This is a genomic window from Paraburkholderia pallida (genome assembly GCF_004524855.1).
Taxonomy (GTDB): domain Bacteria; phylum Pseudomonadota; class Gammaproteobacteria; order Burkholderiales; family Burkholderiaceae; genus Paraburkholderia; species Paraburkholderia oxyphila.
Map to the genome: position 1 here is coordinate 2,527,887 of NZ_CP038148.1, position 15,816 is coordinate 2,543,702.

10 protein-coding genes are annotated in these 15,816 nt (G+C 67.8%); 5 read left to right on the forward strand and 5 right to left on the reverse strand.

Annotated elements, in window-relative coordinates; all coding sequences use genetic code 11:
* Nucleotides 1-11 precede the first annotated feature (11 nt).
* Nucleotides 12-2,225: a pseudouridine synthase gene (locus tag E1956_RS11445; protein WP_134748934.1), complete on the forward strand. Its 2,214-nt coding sequence runs from the start codon at nucleotides 12-14 to the stop codon at nucleotides 2,223-2,225.
* 102 nt (nucleotides 2,226-2,327) lie between these two features.
* On the opposite strand, the gene def is transcribed toward E1956_RS11445, so the two are convergent.
* From def to E1956_RS11470, 5 genes are all read right to left on the reverse strand, one after another.
* Nucleotides 2,328-2,861 (reverse strand): peptide deformylase, encoded by a 534-nt coding sequence (gene def / locus E1956_RS11450; RefSeq protein WP_134748936.1) that lies wholly within the window; start codon nucleotides 2,859-2,861, stop codon nucleotides 2,328-2,330.
* Nucleotides 2,858-4,918, reverse strand: a complete 2,061-nt coding sequence (ligA, locus tag E1956_RS11455; protein WP_134748938.1) for an NAD-dependent DNA ligase LigA — start codon at nucleotides 4,916-4,918, stop codon at nucleotides 2,858-2,860. The genes def and ligA overlap by 4 nt, the downstream gene beginning before the upstream one ends.
* A 322-nt stretch (nucleotides 4,919-5,240) precedes the next feature.
* Complete coding sequence (locus E1956_RS11460; protein WP_134748940.1) at nucleotides 5,241-6,542, reverse strand: cell division protein ZipA C-terminal FtsZ-binding domain-containing protein; 1,302 nt, start codon at nucleotides 6,540-6,542, stop codon at nucleotides 5,241-5,243.
* A 178-nt stretch (nucleotides 6,543-6,720) separates the two neighbouring features.
* Nucleotides 6,721-10,239: a chromosome segregation protein SMC gene (smc, locus tag E1956_RS11465; RefSeq protein ID WP_134748942.1), complete on the reverse strand. Its 3,519-nt coding sequence runs from the start codon at nucleotides 10,237-10,239 to the stop codon at nucleotides 6,721-6,723.
* A gap of 204 nt (nucleotides 10,240-10,443) precedes the next feature.
* Entirely contained in the window at nucleotides 10,444-11,526 is a 1,083-nt protein-coding gene (locus tag E1956_RS11470; RefSeq protein WP_134748944.1) for a DMT family transporter, read from the reverse strand.
* A 387-nt stretch (nucleotides 11,527-11,913) separates the two neighbouring features.
* On the opposite strand from E1956_RS11470, the gene dapC reads away from it, so the two are divergent.
* The 4 genes from dapC to dapE all read left to right on the forward strand — a co-directional run bounded on the left by dapC (nucleotide 11,914) and on the right by dapE (nucleotide 15,791).
* Nucleotides 11,914-13,203 (forward strand): succinyldiaminopimelate transaminase, encoded by a 1,290-nt coding sequence (dapC, locus tag E1956_RS11475; RefSeq protein ID WP_134748946.1) that lies wholly within the window; start codon nucleotides 11,914-11,916, stop codon nucleotides 13,201-13,203.
* Between the two features lie 72 nt (nucleotides 13,204-13,275).
* Entirely contained in the window at nucleotides 13,276-14,103 is an 828-nt protein-coding gene (gene dapD / locus E1956_RS11480; protein ID WP_028219481.1) for a 2,3,4,5-tetrahydropyridine-2,6-dicarboxylate N-succinyltransferase, read from the forward strand.
* Nucleotides 14,103-14,471: an ArsC family reductase gene (locus tag E1956_RS11485; RefSeq protein WP_028219480.1), complete on the forward strand. Its 369-nt coding sequence runs from the start codon at nucleotides 14,103-14,105 to the stop codon at nucleotides 14,469-14,471. Before dapD ends, E1956_RS11485 begins: the two co-directional genes overlap by 1 nt.
* A gap of 180 nt (nucleotides 14,472-14,651) precedes the next feature.
* Entirely contained in the window at nucleotides 14,652-15,791 is a 1,140-nt protein-coding gene (gene dapE / locus E1956_RS11490; RefSeq protein ID WP_134748948.1) for a succinyl-diaminopimelate desuccinylase, read from the forward strand.
* The last annotated feature ends 25 nt before the right edge of the window (nucleotides 15,792-15,816 follow it).

The following is a 15,816-nucleotide window of genomic DNA, read 5'->3' on the forward strand; positions in this document are numbered from 1 at the left end:
GACGTAGAACCATGCGAGCCAAACTGACAGCCAAACATCCGCGCCCGACCACGCCCGAACGCGCCCCCGTCCGCCGCGGCAGCACGACCGCCCGCAAGCCGGTGCGGCCTGCTGAGACGCGGCCGGCTGAAGGGCGGCCCGCACAGGCGCGCCCGTCCACGGCGAAGCCGGGTGGGAAACCCACTTCCGGGAAACCGGCGACGGCGCGTGAGCGCGATGCGTCGGGCAGTCCCGCTCGCGCGCCGCGCGAAGGCGGCGGCTATGGCGACGAGCGTCGCAGCCGCGATTCGGGCGCCAGAGGCGACGCGCCGCGCGCCGGCAAATCGTGGGACCGCGAGGCGCGGCCGGCACGCCGCCCCGAAGGCGATGAGCGCGGCTTTGCGCGTGGCCGCGGCGAAGGCGATGAGCGCCGCTTCGCGCGCCGCCCAGAAGGCGATGACCGGCGACGTGGCCCGGGCGACCGCGCCGAGGGTGGAGAACGACGCCCCTTCCGTGCACGCGACGAAGGTGGCGAACGACGCTTCACGCCCCGCGGCGATGACGAGGGCCGCCGCCCCTTCCGCTCACGCGATGAAGGTGGCGAACGGCGCTTCGCGCCCCGTGGCGAGGGTGAAGAACGACGTCCCTTCCGCTCTCGCGACGAAGGCGGTGAACGACGCTTCACGCCCCGTGGCGACAACGAGGGCCAGCGTCCCTTCCGCTCACGCGATGAAGGCGGCGAACGACGCTTCACGCCCCGCGGCGATGACGAGGGCCGCCGCCCCTTCCGCTCACGCGATGAAGGTGGCGAACGCCGTCCTGCGCGCCGCAACGACGACGCAGGCCAGCGTCCCTTCCGCTCGCGCGACGAAGGCGGCGAGCGACGCTTCACGCCCCGCGGCGAGGGAGAAGAACGACGTCCCTTCCGCTCACGCGATGAAGGCGGCGAACGCCGCCCCGCGCGTCGCAGCGACGACGCAGGCCAGCGCCCCTTCCGCTCACGCGACGAAGGTGGCGAACGCCGATTCACGCCCCGCGGCGAGGGCGAAGAACGACGCCCCTTCCGCTCGCGCGACGAAGGTGGCGAGCGCCGCTTCACGCCCCGCGGCGATGACACAGGCCAGCGTCCCTTCCGCTCACGCGACGAAGGCGGCGAACGCCGCCCCGCGCGCCGCGACGACAACGACGACCGACGCCCCGGCCGCCCACGCGGCGAAAACCAGGAACGCCGCGCGCTCCCGGCCGAGCGCCGCGCACCGGGAGCCGCACCGCGTGGCGATCGCCCCGCGTTTCGCCGCGACGAAGGCTCCGACGAACGGCGCCCGCGCAACGACCGCGGCTTCGCGCGCCCGGTGAATTCCTCCGGGGACAACGCAGGCGAGCGACGCGGCGCGGAAGACACGCGTGCACGCAAACCCGGGCCGAAATCCTTCGCCAAGGACGCCGACCAGGCGCCGCAGCGCGCAACACGCGCGGAAGTCGACAGCGACAATGCGCTGCGCCTGTCCAAGCGCATGTCGGAGCTGGGCCTGTGCTCGCGCCGCGAGGCCGACGAATGGATCGAGAAAGGCTGGGTCTATGTGGACGGCGAAGTCGTCGACACGCTCGGCGCGAAAGTCACGCCGGAACAGCGCATCGAAGTCGACCCCGCCGCGCTCGCCGCGCAGGCGCGCCAGGTGACCATCCTGCTGCACAAGCCGGTGGGCTATGTCTCGGGTCAGGCCGAAGACGGCTATGAGCCGGCAGCCACGCTCATTACTGCCGACAATCACTGGGACGGCGACCACTCGGGCATCCGCTTTTCGGCGCAACACCTGCGGACGCTCGCGCCGGCGGGCCGCCTCGACATCGACTCGACGGGTTTGCTCGTCCTGACCCAGGACGGTCGCGTGGCGAAGCAGTTGATTGGCGAGAGCTCCGATATCGACAAGGAATACCTCGTGCGCGTCACCTACGACGATATCGAGACCGAAGTCGACCAGCACTTCCCGCCCGAGTTGCTGGCGAAGCTGCGCCACGGCCTCTCGCTCGACGACGTCCCGCTCAAGCCCGCGATGGTGAGCTGGCAGAACGGCGAGCAACTGCGTTTCGTGCTGCGCGAAGGCAAGAAGCGTCAGATCCGCCGCATGTGCGAACTGGTCGGGCTGAAGGTGGTGGGTCTGAAGCGCGTGCGCATGGGCCGCGTGCTGCTGGGCGCGCTGCCGCAAGGGCAATGGCGCTATCTGTCGGCGGACGAAGCCTTCTGAAGCCGCTGAAGCTCGCGCATCGCGGGCGGACGGCTGTAACAAAAAACGGGAGCCGTGTGGCTCCCGTTTTTCATGCGCGGAGGCTTTCGTACACGAGCGTTCTCAATCGTCGCTCTTCGGGTCGAGATCGGGGAACAGGATGTCGGTGAAGCCGAACTTCGAGAAGTCGGTAATCCGCATGGGGTACAGCTTGCCGATCAGATGGTCGCATTCGTGCTGGACCACGCGCGCGTGAAAACCTTCCGCCACACGCTCGATGGGATTACCGAACTGGTCGAAGCCTTCATAGCGGATCATCGAATAGCGGCTCACCGCGCCGCGCATGCCTGGCACCGAGAGGCAGCCTTCCCAGCCCTCTTCCATGTCGTGCGAGAGCGGATGGATGACCGGATTGATCAGCACCGTCCGCGGCACCGACGGCGCTTCCGGGTAGCGCTCGTTGTCTTCGAAGCCGAAGATCACGACCTGCAGGTCGACGCCGATCTGCGGAGCGGCGAGCCCCGCCCCATTCGCTGCGTGCATCGTGTCGAACATGTCGGCGATCAGTTCGTGCAGCTCGGGCGTATCGAAATGGTCGACCGGTCTGGCGATGCCGAGCAGGCGCGGATCGCCCATCCTGAGAATTTCGCGAATCATGTCGTGTGCCCCTCCAGGAGCTTGTGCAACCCTTCTTCGTCGAGCACCGGCACGCCGAGTTCCTCGGCTTTCGCGAGCTTGCTGCCCGCGTCGGCGCCCGCCACCACGTAGTCGGTCTTCTTCGACACCGAGCCAGCCACCTTCGCGCCGGCCGCTTCCAGCATCTCCTTCGCCTCTTCGCGCTTGAGCGTGGGCAGCGTGCCGGTGAGCACCACCGTCTTGCCCGCCAGCACGCCCACCGGCGCCTTCGGCGCGGGCGGACCGTCCGCCCATCTGACCTTGCCCGGTGCGCGCAGTTGCTCGATAACGGTGCGGTTATGTTCTTCCGCAAAGAACTGATGAATCGACTCGGCCACGATCGGGCCGACATCGTTCACTTCGAGCAGTTGTTCGATGGACGCGTCCATGATGGGGTCGAGCGAGCCGAAATGCTTCGCCAGATCCTTCGCCGTGGATTCGCCCACGTGGCGGATGCCGAGCGCGTAGATGAAACGCGCCAGCGTGGTGGATTTGGCCTTTTCGAGCGAATCGAGCAGATTCTGCGCCGACTTGTCCGCCATGCGCTCGAGCTCCGCCAGCGTGGAGAATCCGAGATTGAACAGGTCGGCCGGCGTGCGCACCAGATTCTGGTCGACGAGCTGGTCGATGATCTTTTCCCCCAGACCGTCGATGTCGAGCGCGCGGCGCTGGGCGAAGTGCCACAGCGCCTGCTTGCGCTGCGCCGGGCAGAAGAGGCCGCCCGTGCAACGGGCGATCGCTTCGTCGGGCAGGCGCTCGATGCTCGAGCCGCACACCGGACACTCGGTGGGCATCACGAACTCGCGGGCATCCGCGGGGCGGCGCTCGAGGAGCGCGCTCACGACCTCGGGGATCACGTCGCCGGCGCGGCGCACCACGACCGTGTCGCCGATGCGGATGTCCTTGCGGCGCACTTCGTCTTCGTTGTGCAGCGTGGCGTTCGTGACGGTCGCGCCGCCCACGAACACAGGCTCGAGCCGCGCGACCGGCGTGATGGCGCCGGTGCGGCCCACCTGCACGTCGATGGCGACGACCTTCGTAAGCGCTTCCTGCGCCGGAAATTTGTGGGCGAGCGCGAAGCGCGGCGCGCGTGAGACGAAGCCGAGCGTGTCCTGTTCCGTGCGGCGGTTGACCTTGTAGACCACGCCGTCGATGTCGTAAGGCAGCGCATCGCGCTTCTCACCCACGGCGCGGAAGAAGTCCAGTAGCCCCTGTGCGCCCTTCACGACCGCGCGCTCGCTGTTCACCGGCAAGCCCATTTGCGCGTACCAGTCGAGCAGCTCGCTGTGCGTGGCGGGCATGGGCTCGCCTTCGAGCACGCCGATCCCGTAAGCGAAGAACGACAAGGGCCGCTGCGCGGTGATCTTCGGATCGAGCTGGCGCAGGCTGCCTGCCGCCGCATTGCGCGGGTTCGCAAACTCCTTGTGGCCCGCTTCGCGCTGACGCTCGTTCATGCGGTCGAAGTCGCGGCGGAACATCAGCACTTCACCACGCACGTCGAGCACTTTCGGCACGTGGTTGCCTTTCAGGCGCAGCGGCAGCGAGCGGATGGTGCGCACGTTTTCCGTGACGTTCTCGCCGGTCGTGCCGTCGCCACGCGTGGAGGCCTGCACGAACACGCCGTCCACATAGCGCAGCGAGATGGCGAGGCCATCGAACTTCAGCTCGCATGCGTACTCGACCGGGTCGCCTTCGGGCTTGTCGAGCGCGTCGGCCACGCGCTTGTCGAACGCGACAATGTCTTCGTCCGCGAAGCCGTTGTTGAGCGAGAGCATCGGCACGTCGTGCAACACCGGCTCGAAACCGGCCGCCGCCTCGCCGCCCACGCGCTGAGTGGGCGAATCGGGCGAAACGAGCTCCGGGTTCCCGGCCTCGATGCCTTGCAGCTCTCGGAACAGCTTGTCGTATTCCGCGTCGGGCAGCTCCGGCTGGTCGAGCACGTAGTACGCGTGATTGGCGCGCTCGAGTTCGGCGCGCAACCACGCCGCGCGCTGCGCCGCAGTGGATTCTTCGGGAGGACGGGCGGGAGAACGGACCATGCTGGGGGCGGCTTCTTCTGAGTGGATGAGATTGTCAGATTATCTCAGGAAGCCACTTGCGTGGCATCGGCCGAGCGGCCAGCTTCGTGCGCCGCCGAACGGCGCCCGCGTACGTCCTGGCCGAACGGCCAACGCCAGCACGATCGTATTGACGCCGTGCCTGCCCGATGCGAACTTGATCGCACCGCAACATATCCGCCGCATCGAACGGCGCCCGGCACCCATGGCCGCACTGCCCGATCCGTTCGCGTTTGCACCACGCATAAAAAAAGCGCGGCGCCATGTTGGCGCCGCGCCTCGTGCGTTAGCTACGCTATTGCCCTTACTGGCTGAAGAGCCGCCGCGTCGCCGCCGAGCCTGCCGGAATGCCGGCCTGCTCGAGCTTCGCGTAGAGCGTCATGAGCTGCTTGTCGATGGACTGCAGCACCGACTCCGGCAACGGCCGGCGCTGGTCGTCCACCACGCGCCCGCCGATGCGCTCCGCGAGCGAGCGCGCGTAGTCGCACATCAGACGGAACGGCAGGATGTCTTCGTCGGCCACGGGCACGTCGAGGATCAGCGTGATCATCTGGCCGCCCTTGTAGGTGAGGTCGTCGCGCAGGAAGTTGGTGTCGCCGAACTGCAGCATGAACACCGGGCTCTGCTTAGCGTCGAGCTTCACGAAACGCGTGCCGTCGCGCGAGAGCAGCAAGCCGTCCTGGGCCGCCACCGCCTGCACGTAGTTCGCCGACCACGGCGCGCCGTCCGAGAGCACGTTGATCGACAACTGGGCATCGCACTGCGCCGCGAAGCCGTCGAGCTCGCGGGCCATCGCGACGGTTTCCGTCATATCGGGGAATTCCGGCAGGCCGTCGAGCGCATCCGCGAACTGCTGCACCCCCGCGACGAACTCGGAGAACTCGAGCTCGTTCAGCGGCCCGCTACGGTTCGCCAGTTGCGCGGCCGCGCGCAATTCTTCATAGCGCACGCCGTTTTGCAGCAGCTCCCAGCCATCGCCGCCTTCGGGCTTGCCTTCGATGTGCACCGGCTTGCTGCCGGCGCGGCGCAGACGCTGCGCAAGCGGAATCACACGCTCGCCGGGCTGCGGCCCGCCAAGCCGGATCGGCACGATGCAGTCGATGCGTCGATCGACGATGGCCGGCGGCGCGGAAGAGATCGTCGTGGCGGCAGGCAGCACCGGCTCGACGCGCTCGTGCTCGTCTGCGTCGCGCTTCTCTTCACGCTTTTCATCACGCTGCTCGCCGTGCTCCGTGGAAGACGCGGGCAGCTCGTTGCCCTCAGTCTCCTCAGTCTCCGCTTCCGGGAAACCGTTCGGCGAGGTGTTCTCGGCCTGAATATCCACCGGCGTGTCGGCCGGCGCGGCCGTGCCGAAGCCCGGCTCCACGCGCTCCTCGGCGGCGCTGGCGCCCGCGAGCGACGGCTCGCGCCTGGACGGCGCGCGGGCCGGCTCGATGAACGGGCTCTGCTCGTTCAGGTCATCGCGCAGCGGCGCCTCGGCCGCTTCCTCGGGCATCGGGCGCGGCATGCGCCGGCGCACCCTGGCGCTCTGCCAGGCGTTGTACACCACCACGCCCCCGACGACCACGGCACCCGCGCCGATCAACCCGAGAGTCAACTGATCCATGCATGCTCCATCTGCAATTCTTTTCCGGCGGCGCGCCTCGTCCTTCGAGGACGCGTGCACCGCGTGCGTGGCGACAGCGGCATTCGCGACAGCCGCCTTCTCGCAAAACGCAGGCGTTGCCGGTCGCGCGCCGCGCGCCGTTATTCAGACCCGCTGTTCGGGCCCGCAGTTCAGACCATCAGGCCGTATTCTGTGAGAAACCAGCGGCCGTTTCCATGTCGACCGCAACGATGCGCGAAACACCCTGCTCCTGCATCGTCACGCCAATCAACTGCTGCGCCATCTCCATCGCGATCTTGTTGTGCGAGATGAACAGGAACTGCGTCTTGTCCGACATCGCGCGCACCAGATTGGCGAAGCGCTCCGTGTTCGCGTCGTCGAGCGGCGCGTCCACTTCGTCGAGCAGACAGAACGGCGCCGGGTTCAACTGGAACATCGCGAACACCAGCGCCGTGGCGGTCAGCGCCTTCTCGCCGCCCGACAGCAGGTGAATCGTCGAGTTCTTCTTGCCCGGTGGCTGCGCCATCACCTGCACGCCGGCGTCCAGAATCTCGTCGCCGGTCATGATGAGCTTCGCCTGGCCACCGCCGAACAGGCGCGGGAACAGGTCGCCGAAATGCCGGTTCACCTCGTCGAAGGTGCCTTGCAGCAGCGTGCGCGTTTCCTGGTCGATCTTGCGGATCGCGTCTTCGAGCGTTTCGATCGCGCTCGTGAGGTCGGCGGACTGCGCGTCGAGGAAGGTCTTGCGCTCCTTCGCGGCGGCCAGTTCGTCGAGCGCGGCCATGTTGACTGGCCCGAGCGCCGCGATCGCGTTGTTGATGCGCGTGACTTCGCCCTGCAGATACGGTGGCTTGAGCTCGGGCGTGAGCTTCTCCTGCAGCGCGGCTTCGTCCACGCCCGCGGCCTGCAGTTGCTCGACGAACTGCTCGCCGTTCAGCCGCGCGGCCTGCTCCTTCAACTGCAATTCGGTGATGCGATCGCGCAGCGGTTGCAGCGCGCGCTCCGCGGTGAGGCGCGTCTCGTCGGCCGCGCGCAGCTTCGCGCTGAGGTCGTCGAGCTCGGCGCGCGCGGCGCGCAGCGCCTCTTCCTTCACCGCGCGAATCTCGAGTGCATCCTGCAGCCCCGTGTGCGCGGTCTGCTCGTTGATCGTTTCCAGTTCCGCGCGCGCGTCTTCGAGCGAGACGGCCACACGCTCGCTCTGGTCGTGCGCGACCTGGATATTGCGCTTGAGCTCCTCGATGCGGTTGGCCATGTTGCGCGCCGCGAAACGCGCATCGCCGGCCGCGCGCTCGAGATCGCGCGCTTCGTTGCGGGCGGCGCCCAATTCCTCGTCGAGTGCCTCGAACGCCAGTTGGTTGTCTTCGAAGCGCGCCTGCAATTCCGCGAGTTCGACGTCGTGGCGCTCGAAGTTCGCCTCCGATTCCGCGCGCAACGCGCGCTGCTCTTCGATCTGCGCGCGGATCTCTTCGAGCTCCTCGCGAATCTGCGTGCTGCGCGCCGTATAGCGCTCGTGCGCCTGGGTGAGCTTGAGCACCTCCATCTGCAGCGCATGCACGCGCTGCGTCGCACGCTCGGCCTGCTGGCGCACTTCGGTGAGCGCCTGGGCCGCCTGGGTGTGCGCCGCCTCTGCGCGTACGGCCGCGGCGCGCGCGTCGTCGGCGAGCAGCGCCTGGGCGCGCACCTGACGCGTGAGATTCTCGATTTCCTGCTGGCGCGCGAGCATGCCCGCCTGCTCCGAATCGGCGGCGTAGAGCTGCACGCCGACGCGCGTGACCGTGTGACCGGCCTTCACCACGAACGCACCGCCTTCCGGCAACTGCGCGCGCTTCGCAAGCGCTTCGGCCAGATCGGTAGCGACGAACGCCGTGCCGAGCCATTCGTTGAGCACCGCGCGCAAGCCCGCATCGTCGATGCGCACGAGCGAGAGCAGCGGCGTGAGCCCCGCGGGCGCGGCCGGCGCTTGCCCGGCCGGCGGCGGCGCGTAGAACGCGAGCTTGGCCGGCGGCGCGTCGGTCGCGAAGGCCTTTACCCAGTCGAGGTTCGACACTTCGAGCGCGGCCAGGCGCTCGCGCAGCACGGCTTCGAGAGCGGTTTCCCAGCCGGCTTCGACGTGCAGCTTCTTCCACAGTCGCGGCAGCGCGCCCAGTTCATGGCGCTCGAGCCATGGCTGGATCTTGCCTTCGGTCTGCACGTTCTCCTGCAGCTGCTTGAGCGCCGCGAGACGCGCTTCGAGCTGATGGATCTGCGCGCCTTCGGCCTGCACGCGCTCGTGCGCGGCGCGGCGCTCCGCATCGAGGCGCGGCACCGTGTCCTGCGCGTCGGCAAGACGTTCCTGCGCTTCGCGCAGGATCTCTTCCTGCTCGGCCAGTTGCATGCGCAACTCTTCGAGCTGCGCTTCGTCGGGCGCGTCGAGGCCGCCTTGCTCCGACTTCAGGCGCTCGTGGCGCTGCTGAAGCTGCTGCAGCATCTGGTCGGCGTTGCGCTGATGCGCGGCCTCGAGCTTGATCGCCTGTTCGGTGCGCGAGATACCCGCGCGCTCGTCATTGAGCTGAGCCTGCGCATCGCGCCAGCGGTTTTCGAGCGCGGGCAGCGCTTCCTGCTTCGCCGCCGCCTGCTCTTCGGCGATAGCCGCCTTTTCTTCGCCCATCGCGAGCTGCTCTTCGGCATCCGCGATGTCGTCCTGGGCCTTCTGCGCCTGCACCTGCCATTGCTCGCGCTGCGCCGTGAGCGCCGCGATCTGCGCCTGCACGCGATTGCGCGACTCGACGATGAACTTGATTTCCGCTTCGAGGCGGCTCACCTCGGCATTCGCCTCATAGAGCGCGCCTTGCGCGCCCTGCATCGCGTCGCTTGCCGCATAGTTCGCGACGCGCAGCGTTTCGAGCTGCGCCTCGACTTCGCGCAGTTGCGCGGTGTGCCGCTCGAGGTCGATCTGCGCCTGCTCGATCGCGCGTTGCTGGCGCTGCTGCTCGCTGGCCGCCTCGTTCTTGCGCAAGAGCCACAGGAGGCGCTGCTTTTCTTCGCCTTCGGCCTGCAGCTCACGGAACTTCGTCGCGACCACGGCCTGGCCTTCGAGCTTCTCGAGGTTTGTCGAGAGCTCGCGCACGATGTCCTCTACGCGCGTGAGGTTCTCGCGCGTGTCGTGCAAGCGGTTCTCCGTCTCGCGGCGGCGCTCCTTGTACTTCGAGACGCCCGCGGCCTCTTCGAGGAACACGCGCAGCTCTTCAGGCTTCGCCTCGATGATGCGCGCGATCATGCCCTGCCCGATGATCGCGTACGCGCGAGGCCCGAGGCCGGTGCCGAGGAAGATGTCCTGGATGTCGCGCCGGCGCGCCGGCAGATTGTTGATGTAGTAGCTTGAGGTGCCGTCGCGCGTGAGCACGCGCTTGACGGCGATCTCGGCATACTGGCCCCACTGGCCCGCGGCCCGCCCGTCGGCGTTGTCGAACACGAGTTCGACGCTCGCGCGGCTGCCCGGCTTGCGTGCGGTGGAGCCGTTGAAGATGACGTCCTGCATCGACTCGCCGCGCAGCTCCGACGCGCGGGATTCGCCGAGCACCCAGCGCACGGCGTCGATGATGTTCGATTTGCCACAGCCATTGGGCCCGACCACGCCGACGAGTTGGCCCGGGACCTGGAAATGCGTGGGATCGACGAAGGATTTGAAGCCAGCGAGTTTAATCGAAGTCAGACGCACGGCGATATCGCTGTTTGAATAGGAAGAGTGAACGGGACCGCCCGCGCCGCAGGCCACGTGCCGTCGACCTCATCGGGGGTCGCACGGCGCAGCGACGCGCCACATGGCGCACGCGCTTCGGGCATCTTGGGCAAGTCGGGCAGCCGCCACGGCTCGCCGCGCCAGGCGGCATGTGCGCGCCCGGCCGGCGAGGATCAGCGGCAATCATACCATCGTGCGCGCGCCATTTTGCCCGCTGCGCGCCGAAGCGCGGGGGCCGCCGGTGTCATTGGCGCCGCCGTCGCCGTTCCCGCTTTCATCGATGGGGCACGCTTGTGCATGGGCAATCGCGCTGGCGTCGGCGCTCGCGTGCCTTTCGTGCTTTTCGCACGTTTCATGCTCCGTGCGCTTGCCCGCGTCCTGCGCGCGGTGCACCCAGCTCGACAGCACCGAGGCCAGCACGATGCATGCGCCGCCCGCCCATTCGCGCGGCCCCGGCGTCTCGCCCGCGAGCAGCCACGACGAGAGCGCTGTCACCACGAGCTCGAACAGCATGATGATCGAGGCCCGGTTCGCCGGCACGCGCGCGAGACCGTACTGCACGAGCATGTTGTTCGAGCTGAGCAGCAGGCCGAGCACGAGTACGAGCAGCACGATGCGTGCGAGCGGCTCGCCGGCATGCAGCACCGGCATCGGCTCGAAATGCGACGCCAGCGCGCCGAAGATCGCCGCCCCGCCGAAAATCACGGCCGTGCGCATCTCCGGCTTCATCTGCGGCAGCACGCGGCTCGTCTTCACCACGAGCACATTGCTCATCGCGAAACCGATGCCGCCCGCGAGCCCCGCCCATTCGGCCAGGCTGGCCGGCAGCGGCAGGCCCAGCTTCGGCGACCACAGCATCAGCACGGCACCCGCGAGCGACAGCGCGGAAAGCGCGGCGCCCGACCACGTGAGGCGCTCGCGCAGGATGAAATGCGCGAAGATCGCCGTCCACGCCGGGGTGAGGTAGAAAAGCAGGAGCACGCGCATCACTTCGCCGTGGATCGCGCCCCACACGAAGCCGATGTTGGTCACGCCCGCCGCCAGGCCGAGCATCGGCAGCACCCAGTGCCAGCGCACCGTGGCGATCGAGCGGGGGCGCAGCAGCAGCACGAACAGGCACCCCGCGGCGCTGGTCGCCGCCCCGGCGGCTGTGCCGGTCAGGCCCAGGCCCGCCAGCGTGCGCAACGGATACCAGACCACGCCCCACACCGAAGCGCCGATCATGATGGCGAGCGTCGGCCACCCGGTCTTCAGGCCCGTGCTCATCGCCCTGTCCTCCTGCGCCGCGCCGATGCGCAGGCAGCGCGCACCGGCCTTTTTCCAGACTGCATACCTGTCCTTTTTTCCCGTTCCCGATTTCCCGCCTGTTGCGCCAGCTCGTGCGCCATGCAGCGCTTGAACCACTCGGCCGGCTCCAGCAAGCCCGGCGGATCCGCGCCCACCGCCACTTGCCTCGCCTGCGCGCTCATGCAAGCGCCCGCAGGCGCGGCAGCGCCAAGTTATAATTCACGCTTTCCAGCCGCAGCAGCCACACCCGACGCACGACAGGCGCTGCGCCGCCGCGATCCACGCCACCCATGCCGGATCGCACCGGCGGGCAGCCGCAAACCCCGGCCCTAACATGGCCACGTCGTCGCCGGAACCGAAGCGCCGATGCCGGCCATCGCGCCGCGCGCTGTCCATCCGTCTACCCGTCTTCGCTTTTCGCCCGCCAAGCCAGTGAATCCGCTACTCGACACTCTCCAGCCCTATCCCTTCGAAAAGCTGCGTGCGCTCTTCAAGGACGTCGCGCCGAATGCCAGCCTGCGCCCTATCAGCTTCGGGATCGGCGAGCCGAAACATCCGACGCCCGCGCTGATCCGCGACGCCATCGTCGCCTCGCTCGACGGCCTTTCGGCCTATCCGGCCACGGCCGGCAGCCCCGCGCTGCGCGAGGCGATCGCGAAATGGGTGACCGAGCGCTACAGCCTGCCCGCCGTCGATGCGGCCACGCAAGTGCTGCCCGTGTGTGGCTCGCGCGAGGCGCTCTTCGCACTCGCCCAGGCCGTCGTGGACCCCACGCCGGGCGCCAAAGACCCGGCAAAGCGGCCGATCGTACTCTGTCCGAATCCGTTCTACCAGATCTACGAAGGCGCCGCGCTGCTCGCGGGCGCCGAGCCGTACTTCGTGAACAGCGATCCGAAGCGCAACTTCGCCTGCGACTACTCGCAGGTGCCTGAAGACGTCTGGGCGCGCACGCAGCTGCTCTACGTATGCTCGCCGGGCAACCCCACCGGCGCCGTGCTCACGCTCGACGACTGGCGCGAGCTGTTCGCGCTGTCCGATCGCTACGGCTTCGTGATCGCCTCGGACGAGTGCTACTCGGAGATCTACTTCGACGAAGCGCATCCGCCGCTCGGCGGCCTGGAAGCCGCGCACCGGCTCGGCCGCGGCTTCGAGCGCCTGATCATGCTCTCGAGCCTCTCGAAGCGCTCGAACGCACCCGGCATGCGCTCGGGCTTCGTCGCCGGCGATGCGGCGCTGCTCAAGCAGTTCCTGCTCTATCGCACCTACCACGGCTCGGCCCTGTCCCCGGTCTGGCAGAGCGCCAGCATTGCCGCCTGGGGCGACGAGGCGCACGTGCGCGAGAACCGCGCGAAGTACGTGCAGAAGTTTTCGACGGTAACGCCGCTGCTCGCCGGCGTGCTCGACGTGAAGCTGCCCGACGCCGCGTTCTACCTCTGGGCCAATGTCGCGAATACTGGCCTTACGGATACCGCGTTCGCCCAGCGCCTCTACGCCGACTATAATGTTACGGTTCTGCCGGGCTCGTATCTCGCGCGCGAAGCGCATGGCGCGAATCCCGGCAAAGACTTCGTCCGCATGGCGCTCGTCGCCGACGTCGAGGAGTGCATCGAGGGCGCGCAGCGCATCGTCGACTTCTGCCGCTCGCTCAAGCAGTAAAGCCACTTCCGTCCGCGCGCCCGCTCCCGGGTGCGCGAGCCACCGCATTTGAACTCACACGAAACCATCACCATGTCGCAACAACTTCAGCAGATCATCGACACCGCCTGGGAAAACCGCGCCGACTTCTCGCCCAAGTCCGCGCCGAACGACGTGCGCGAAGCCGTCGCCCATGTGATCGCGGAACTCGACCGTGGCGCGCTGCGCTGCGCCGAGAAGAAGGACGGCGACTGGGTCGTCAACCAGTGGGTGAAGAAGGCCGTGCTGCTGTCGTTCCGCCTGGAAGACAACGTGCCGATGGCCGCCGGCGGCTACTCGCAGTTCTACGACAAGGTGCCCTCGAAGTTCGCCAACTACACGGCTGAAGACTTCGCCGCGGGTGGCTTCCGTGTCGTGCCGCCGGCCATCGCGCGCCGCGGCTCGTTCATCGCGAAGAACGTCGTGCTGATGCCGTCGTACACCAACATCGGCGCGTACGTCGACGAAGGCACGATGGTCGACACGTGGGCGACCGTTGGCTCGTGCGCACAGATCGGCAAGAACGTGCACCTCTCGGGCGGCGTGGGCATCGGCGGCGTGCTGGAGCCGCTGCAGGCCAACCCCGTCATCATCGAAGACAACTGCTTCATCGGCGCGCGCTCGGAAGTCGTGGAAGGCGTGATCGTCGAGGAAAACTCGGTCATCTCGATGGGCGTGTACCTCGGCCAGTCGACCAAGATCTATGACCGCGAAACCGGCGAGGTCTCGTACGGCCGCATCCCGGCGGGCTCGGTCGTCGTGGCCGGCAACCTGCCCTCGAAGGACGGCTCGCACAGCCTCTACTGCGCCGTGATCGTCAAGAAGGTCGACGCCAAGACGCGCGCCAAGGTCGGCCTGAACGAGCTGCTGCGAGGCGACTGATGGCGAAGGCCGCAAAGACCGTCGTCGTCTACGGCATTCCGAACTGCGACACCGTGAAGAAGGCCCGCGTGTGGCTCGAAGAGCACGGCGTCGAATTCGAGTTTCACGACTTCAAGAAGGCGGGCGTCTCGAATGCGCTGGTCCAGGACTGGCTCAAGGATGTGTCGCTGGACCAGCTCATCAACAAGCGCGGCACGACCTGGCGCGGGCTCTCCGACGTGCACAAGGCCGAAGCCGACACGACCGCCGGCGCGATCGCGCTGATGATCCACAAGCCGTCGATCATCAAGCGGCCCGTGCTCGCCGTGAACGGCCGCGTGAAGACGCTGGGTTTTTCCGCCGATCAGTACGAGACGCTGTTCGCCTGAACGCGGCGCGCTCAGATTGAGCGCCGCGTGCGCCCGATGAACGCGGCCGGCAAGCTTCAGCACGCTAACGGCACAGGTTTGCCGCGGCTTTGCCAAATCGGGCGCACACTGTTATCCCTTGCTGTTGCCGGCCCCTGTTCGATCAGCGGCGCCGGCATTTTTATTGAAAGTGGTCCATTCATGTCCGCCACCCTCGCCCTTACCGAAGCCCTGATCGCACGCGCGTCCGTGACGCCCGACGACCAGCACTGCCAGCGCATCATGACCGAACGCCTTGGCGCGCTCGGCTTCGCGTGCGAAACGATTGAATCCAACGGCGTGACCAACCTGTGGGCCGTCAAGCGCGGCACGGCGGGCACCGCGGGCCCGCTGCTCGCCTTCGCGGGCCACACCGACGTCGTGCCCACCGGCCCGCTCGAGCAATGGAGCTCGCCGCCGTTCGAGCCCGCGCACCGTGACGGCAAGCTCTGGGGCCGCGGCGCCGCCGACATGAAGACCTCGCTCGCCGCCTTCGTCGTGGCCAGCGAAGAGTTCGTGGCAGCGCATCCCCAGCATCGCGGCGCGATCGCCTTTCTCATCACGAGCGACGAAGAAGGCCCCGCCACCGACGGCACCGTCAAGGTCGTCGAGGCGCTGCAGGCGCGCGGCGAAAAGATGGATTACTGCATCGTGGGCGAGCCCACTTCCACGCACACGCTCGGCGACTGCGTGAAGAACGGCCGGCGCGGCTCGATGTCGGGCAAGCTCGTCGTGAAGGGCGTGCAGGGCCACATCGCGTATCCGCATCTCGCGAAGAATCCGGTGCATCTGCTCGCGCCGGCGCTGGCCGAGCTCGTCGCCGAAAGGTGGGACGACGGCAACGAATACTTCCCGCCCACCACCTGGCAGGTTTCCAACATCCATAGCGGCACCGGTGCATCCAATGTGATCCCCGGCCACGCCGACGTGATGTTCAACTTCCGCTTCTCGACGGCCAGCACGGTGGAAGGCCTGCAACAGCGCGTGCACGAAATCCTCGACAAGCACGGCCTCGAATACGATCTGCAGTGGAGCGTGAGCGGCCTGCCCTTCCTCACCCCGCGCGGCGCGCTCTCGAACGCGCTCGAGAAGGCGATCCTAGACGAGACCGGCGTGAGCGCGGAGCTCTCGACCACGGGCGGCACGTCCGATGGCCGCTTCATCGCGCGCATGTGCCCGCAGGTCGTCGAGTTCGGACCGCCCAACGGCAGCATCCACAAGATCGATGAGCACATCGAAGTGAAATTCATCGACCCGCTCAAGAACGTGTACCGCCGCGTGCTGGAACAATTGATTGCCTGAGCGGCGCCCGAGCCTGCTGGAATCC

Bases quoted from the DNA above. Each gene is read 5' to 3' on its own strand.
- E1956_RS11445 (WP_134748934.1), top strand. From the start codon at position 12: ATGCGAGCCAAACTGACAGCCAAACATCCGCGCCCGACCACGCCCGAA.
- def (WP_134748936.1), bottom strand. From the start codon at position 2,861: ATGATTCGCGAAATTCTCAGGATGGGCGATCCGCGCCTGCTCGGCATC.
- ligA (WP_134748938.1), bottom strand. From the start codon at position 4,918: ATGGTCCGTTCTCCCGCCCGTCCTCCCGAAGAATCCACTGCGGCGCAG.
- E1956_RS11460 (WP_134748940.1), bottom strand. From the start codon at position 6,542: ATGGATCAGTTGACTCTCGGGTTGATCGGCGCGGGTGCCGTGGTCGTC.
- E1956_RS11470 (WP_134748944.1), bottom strand. From the start codon at position 11,526: ATGAGCACGGGCCTGAAGACCGGGTGGCCGACGCTCGCCATCATGATC.
- dapC (WP_134748946.1), top strand. From the start codon at position 11,914: ATGCCGGCCATCGCGCCGCGCGCTGTCCATCCGTCTACCCGTCTTCGC.
- dapD (WP_028219481.1), top strand. From the start codon at position 13,276: ATGTCGCAACAACTTCAGCAGATCATCGACACCGCCTGGGAAAACCGC.
- E1956_RS11485 (WP_028219480.1), top strand. From the start codon at position 14,103: ATGGCGAAGGCCGCAAAGACCGTCGTCGTCTACGGCATTCCGAACTGC.
- dapE (WP_134748948.1), top strand. From the start codon at position 14,652: ATGTCCGCCACCCTCGCCCTTACCGAAGCCCTGATCGCACGCGCGTCC.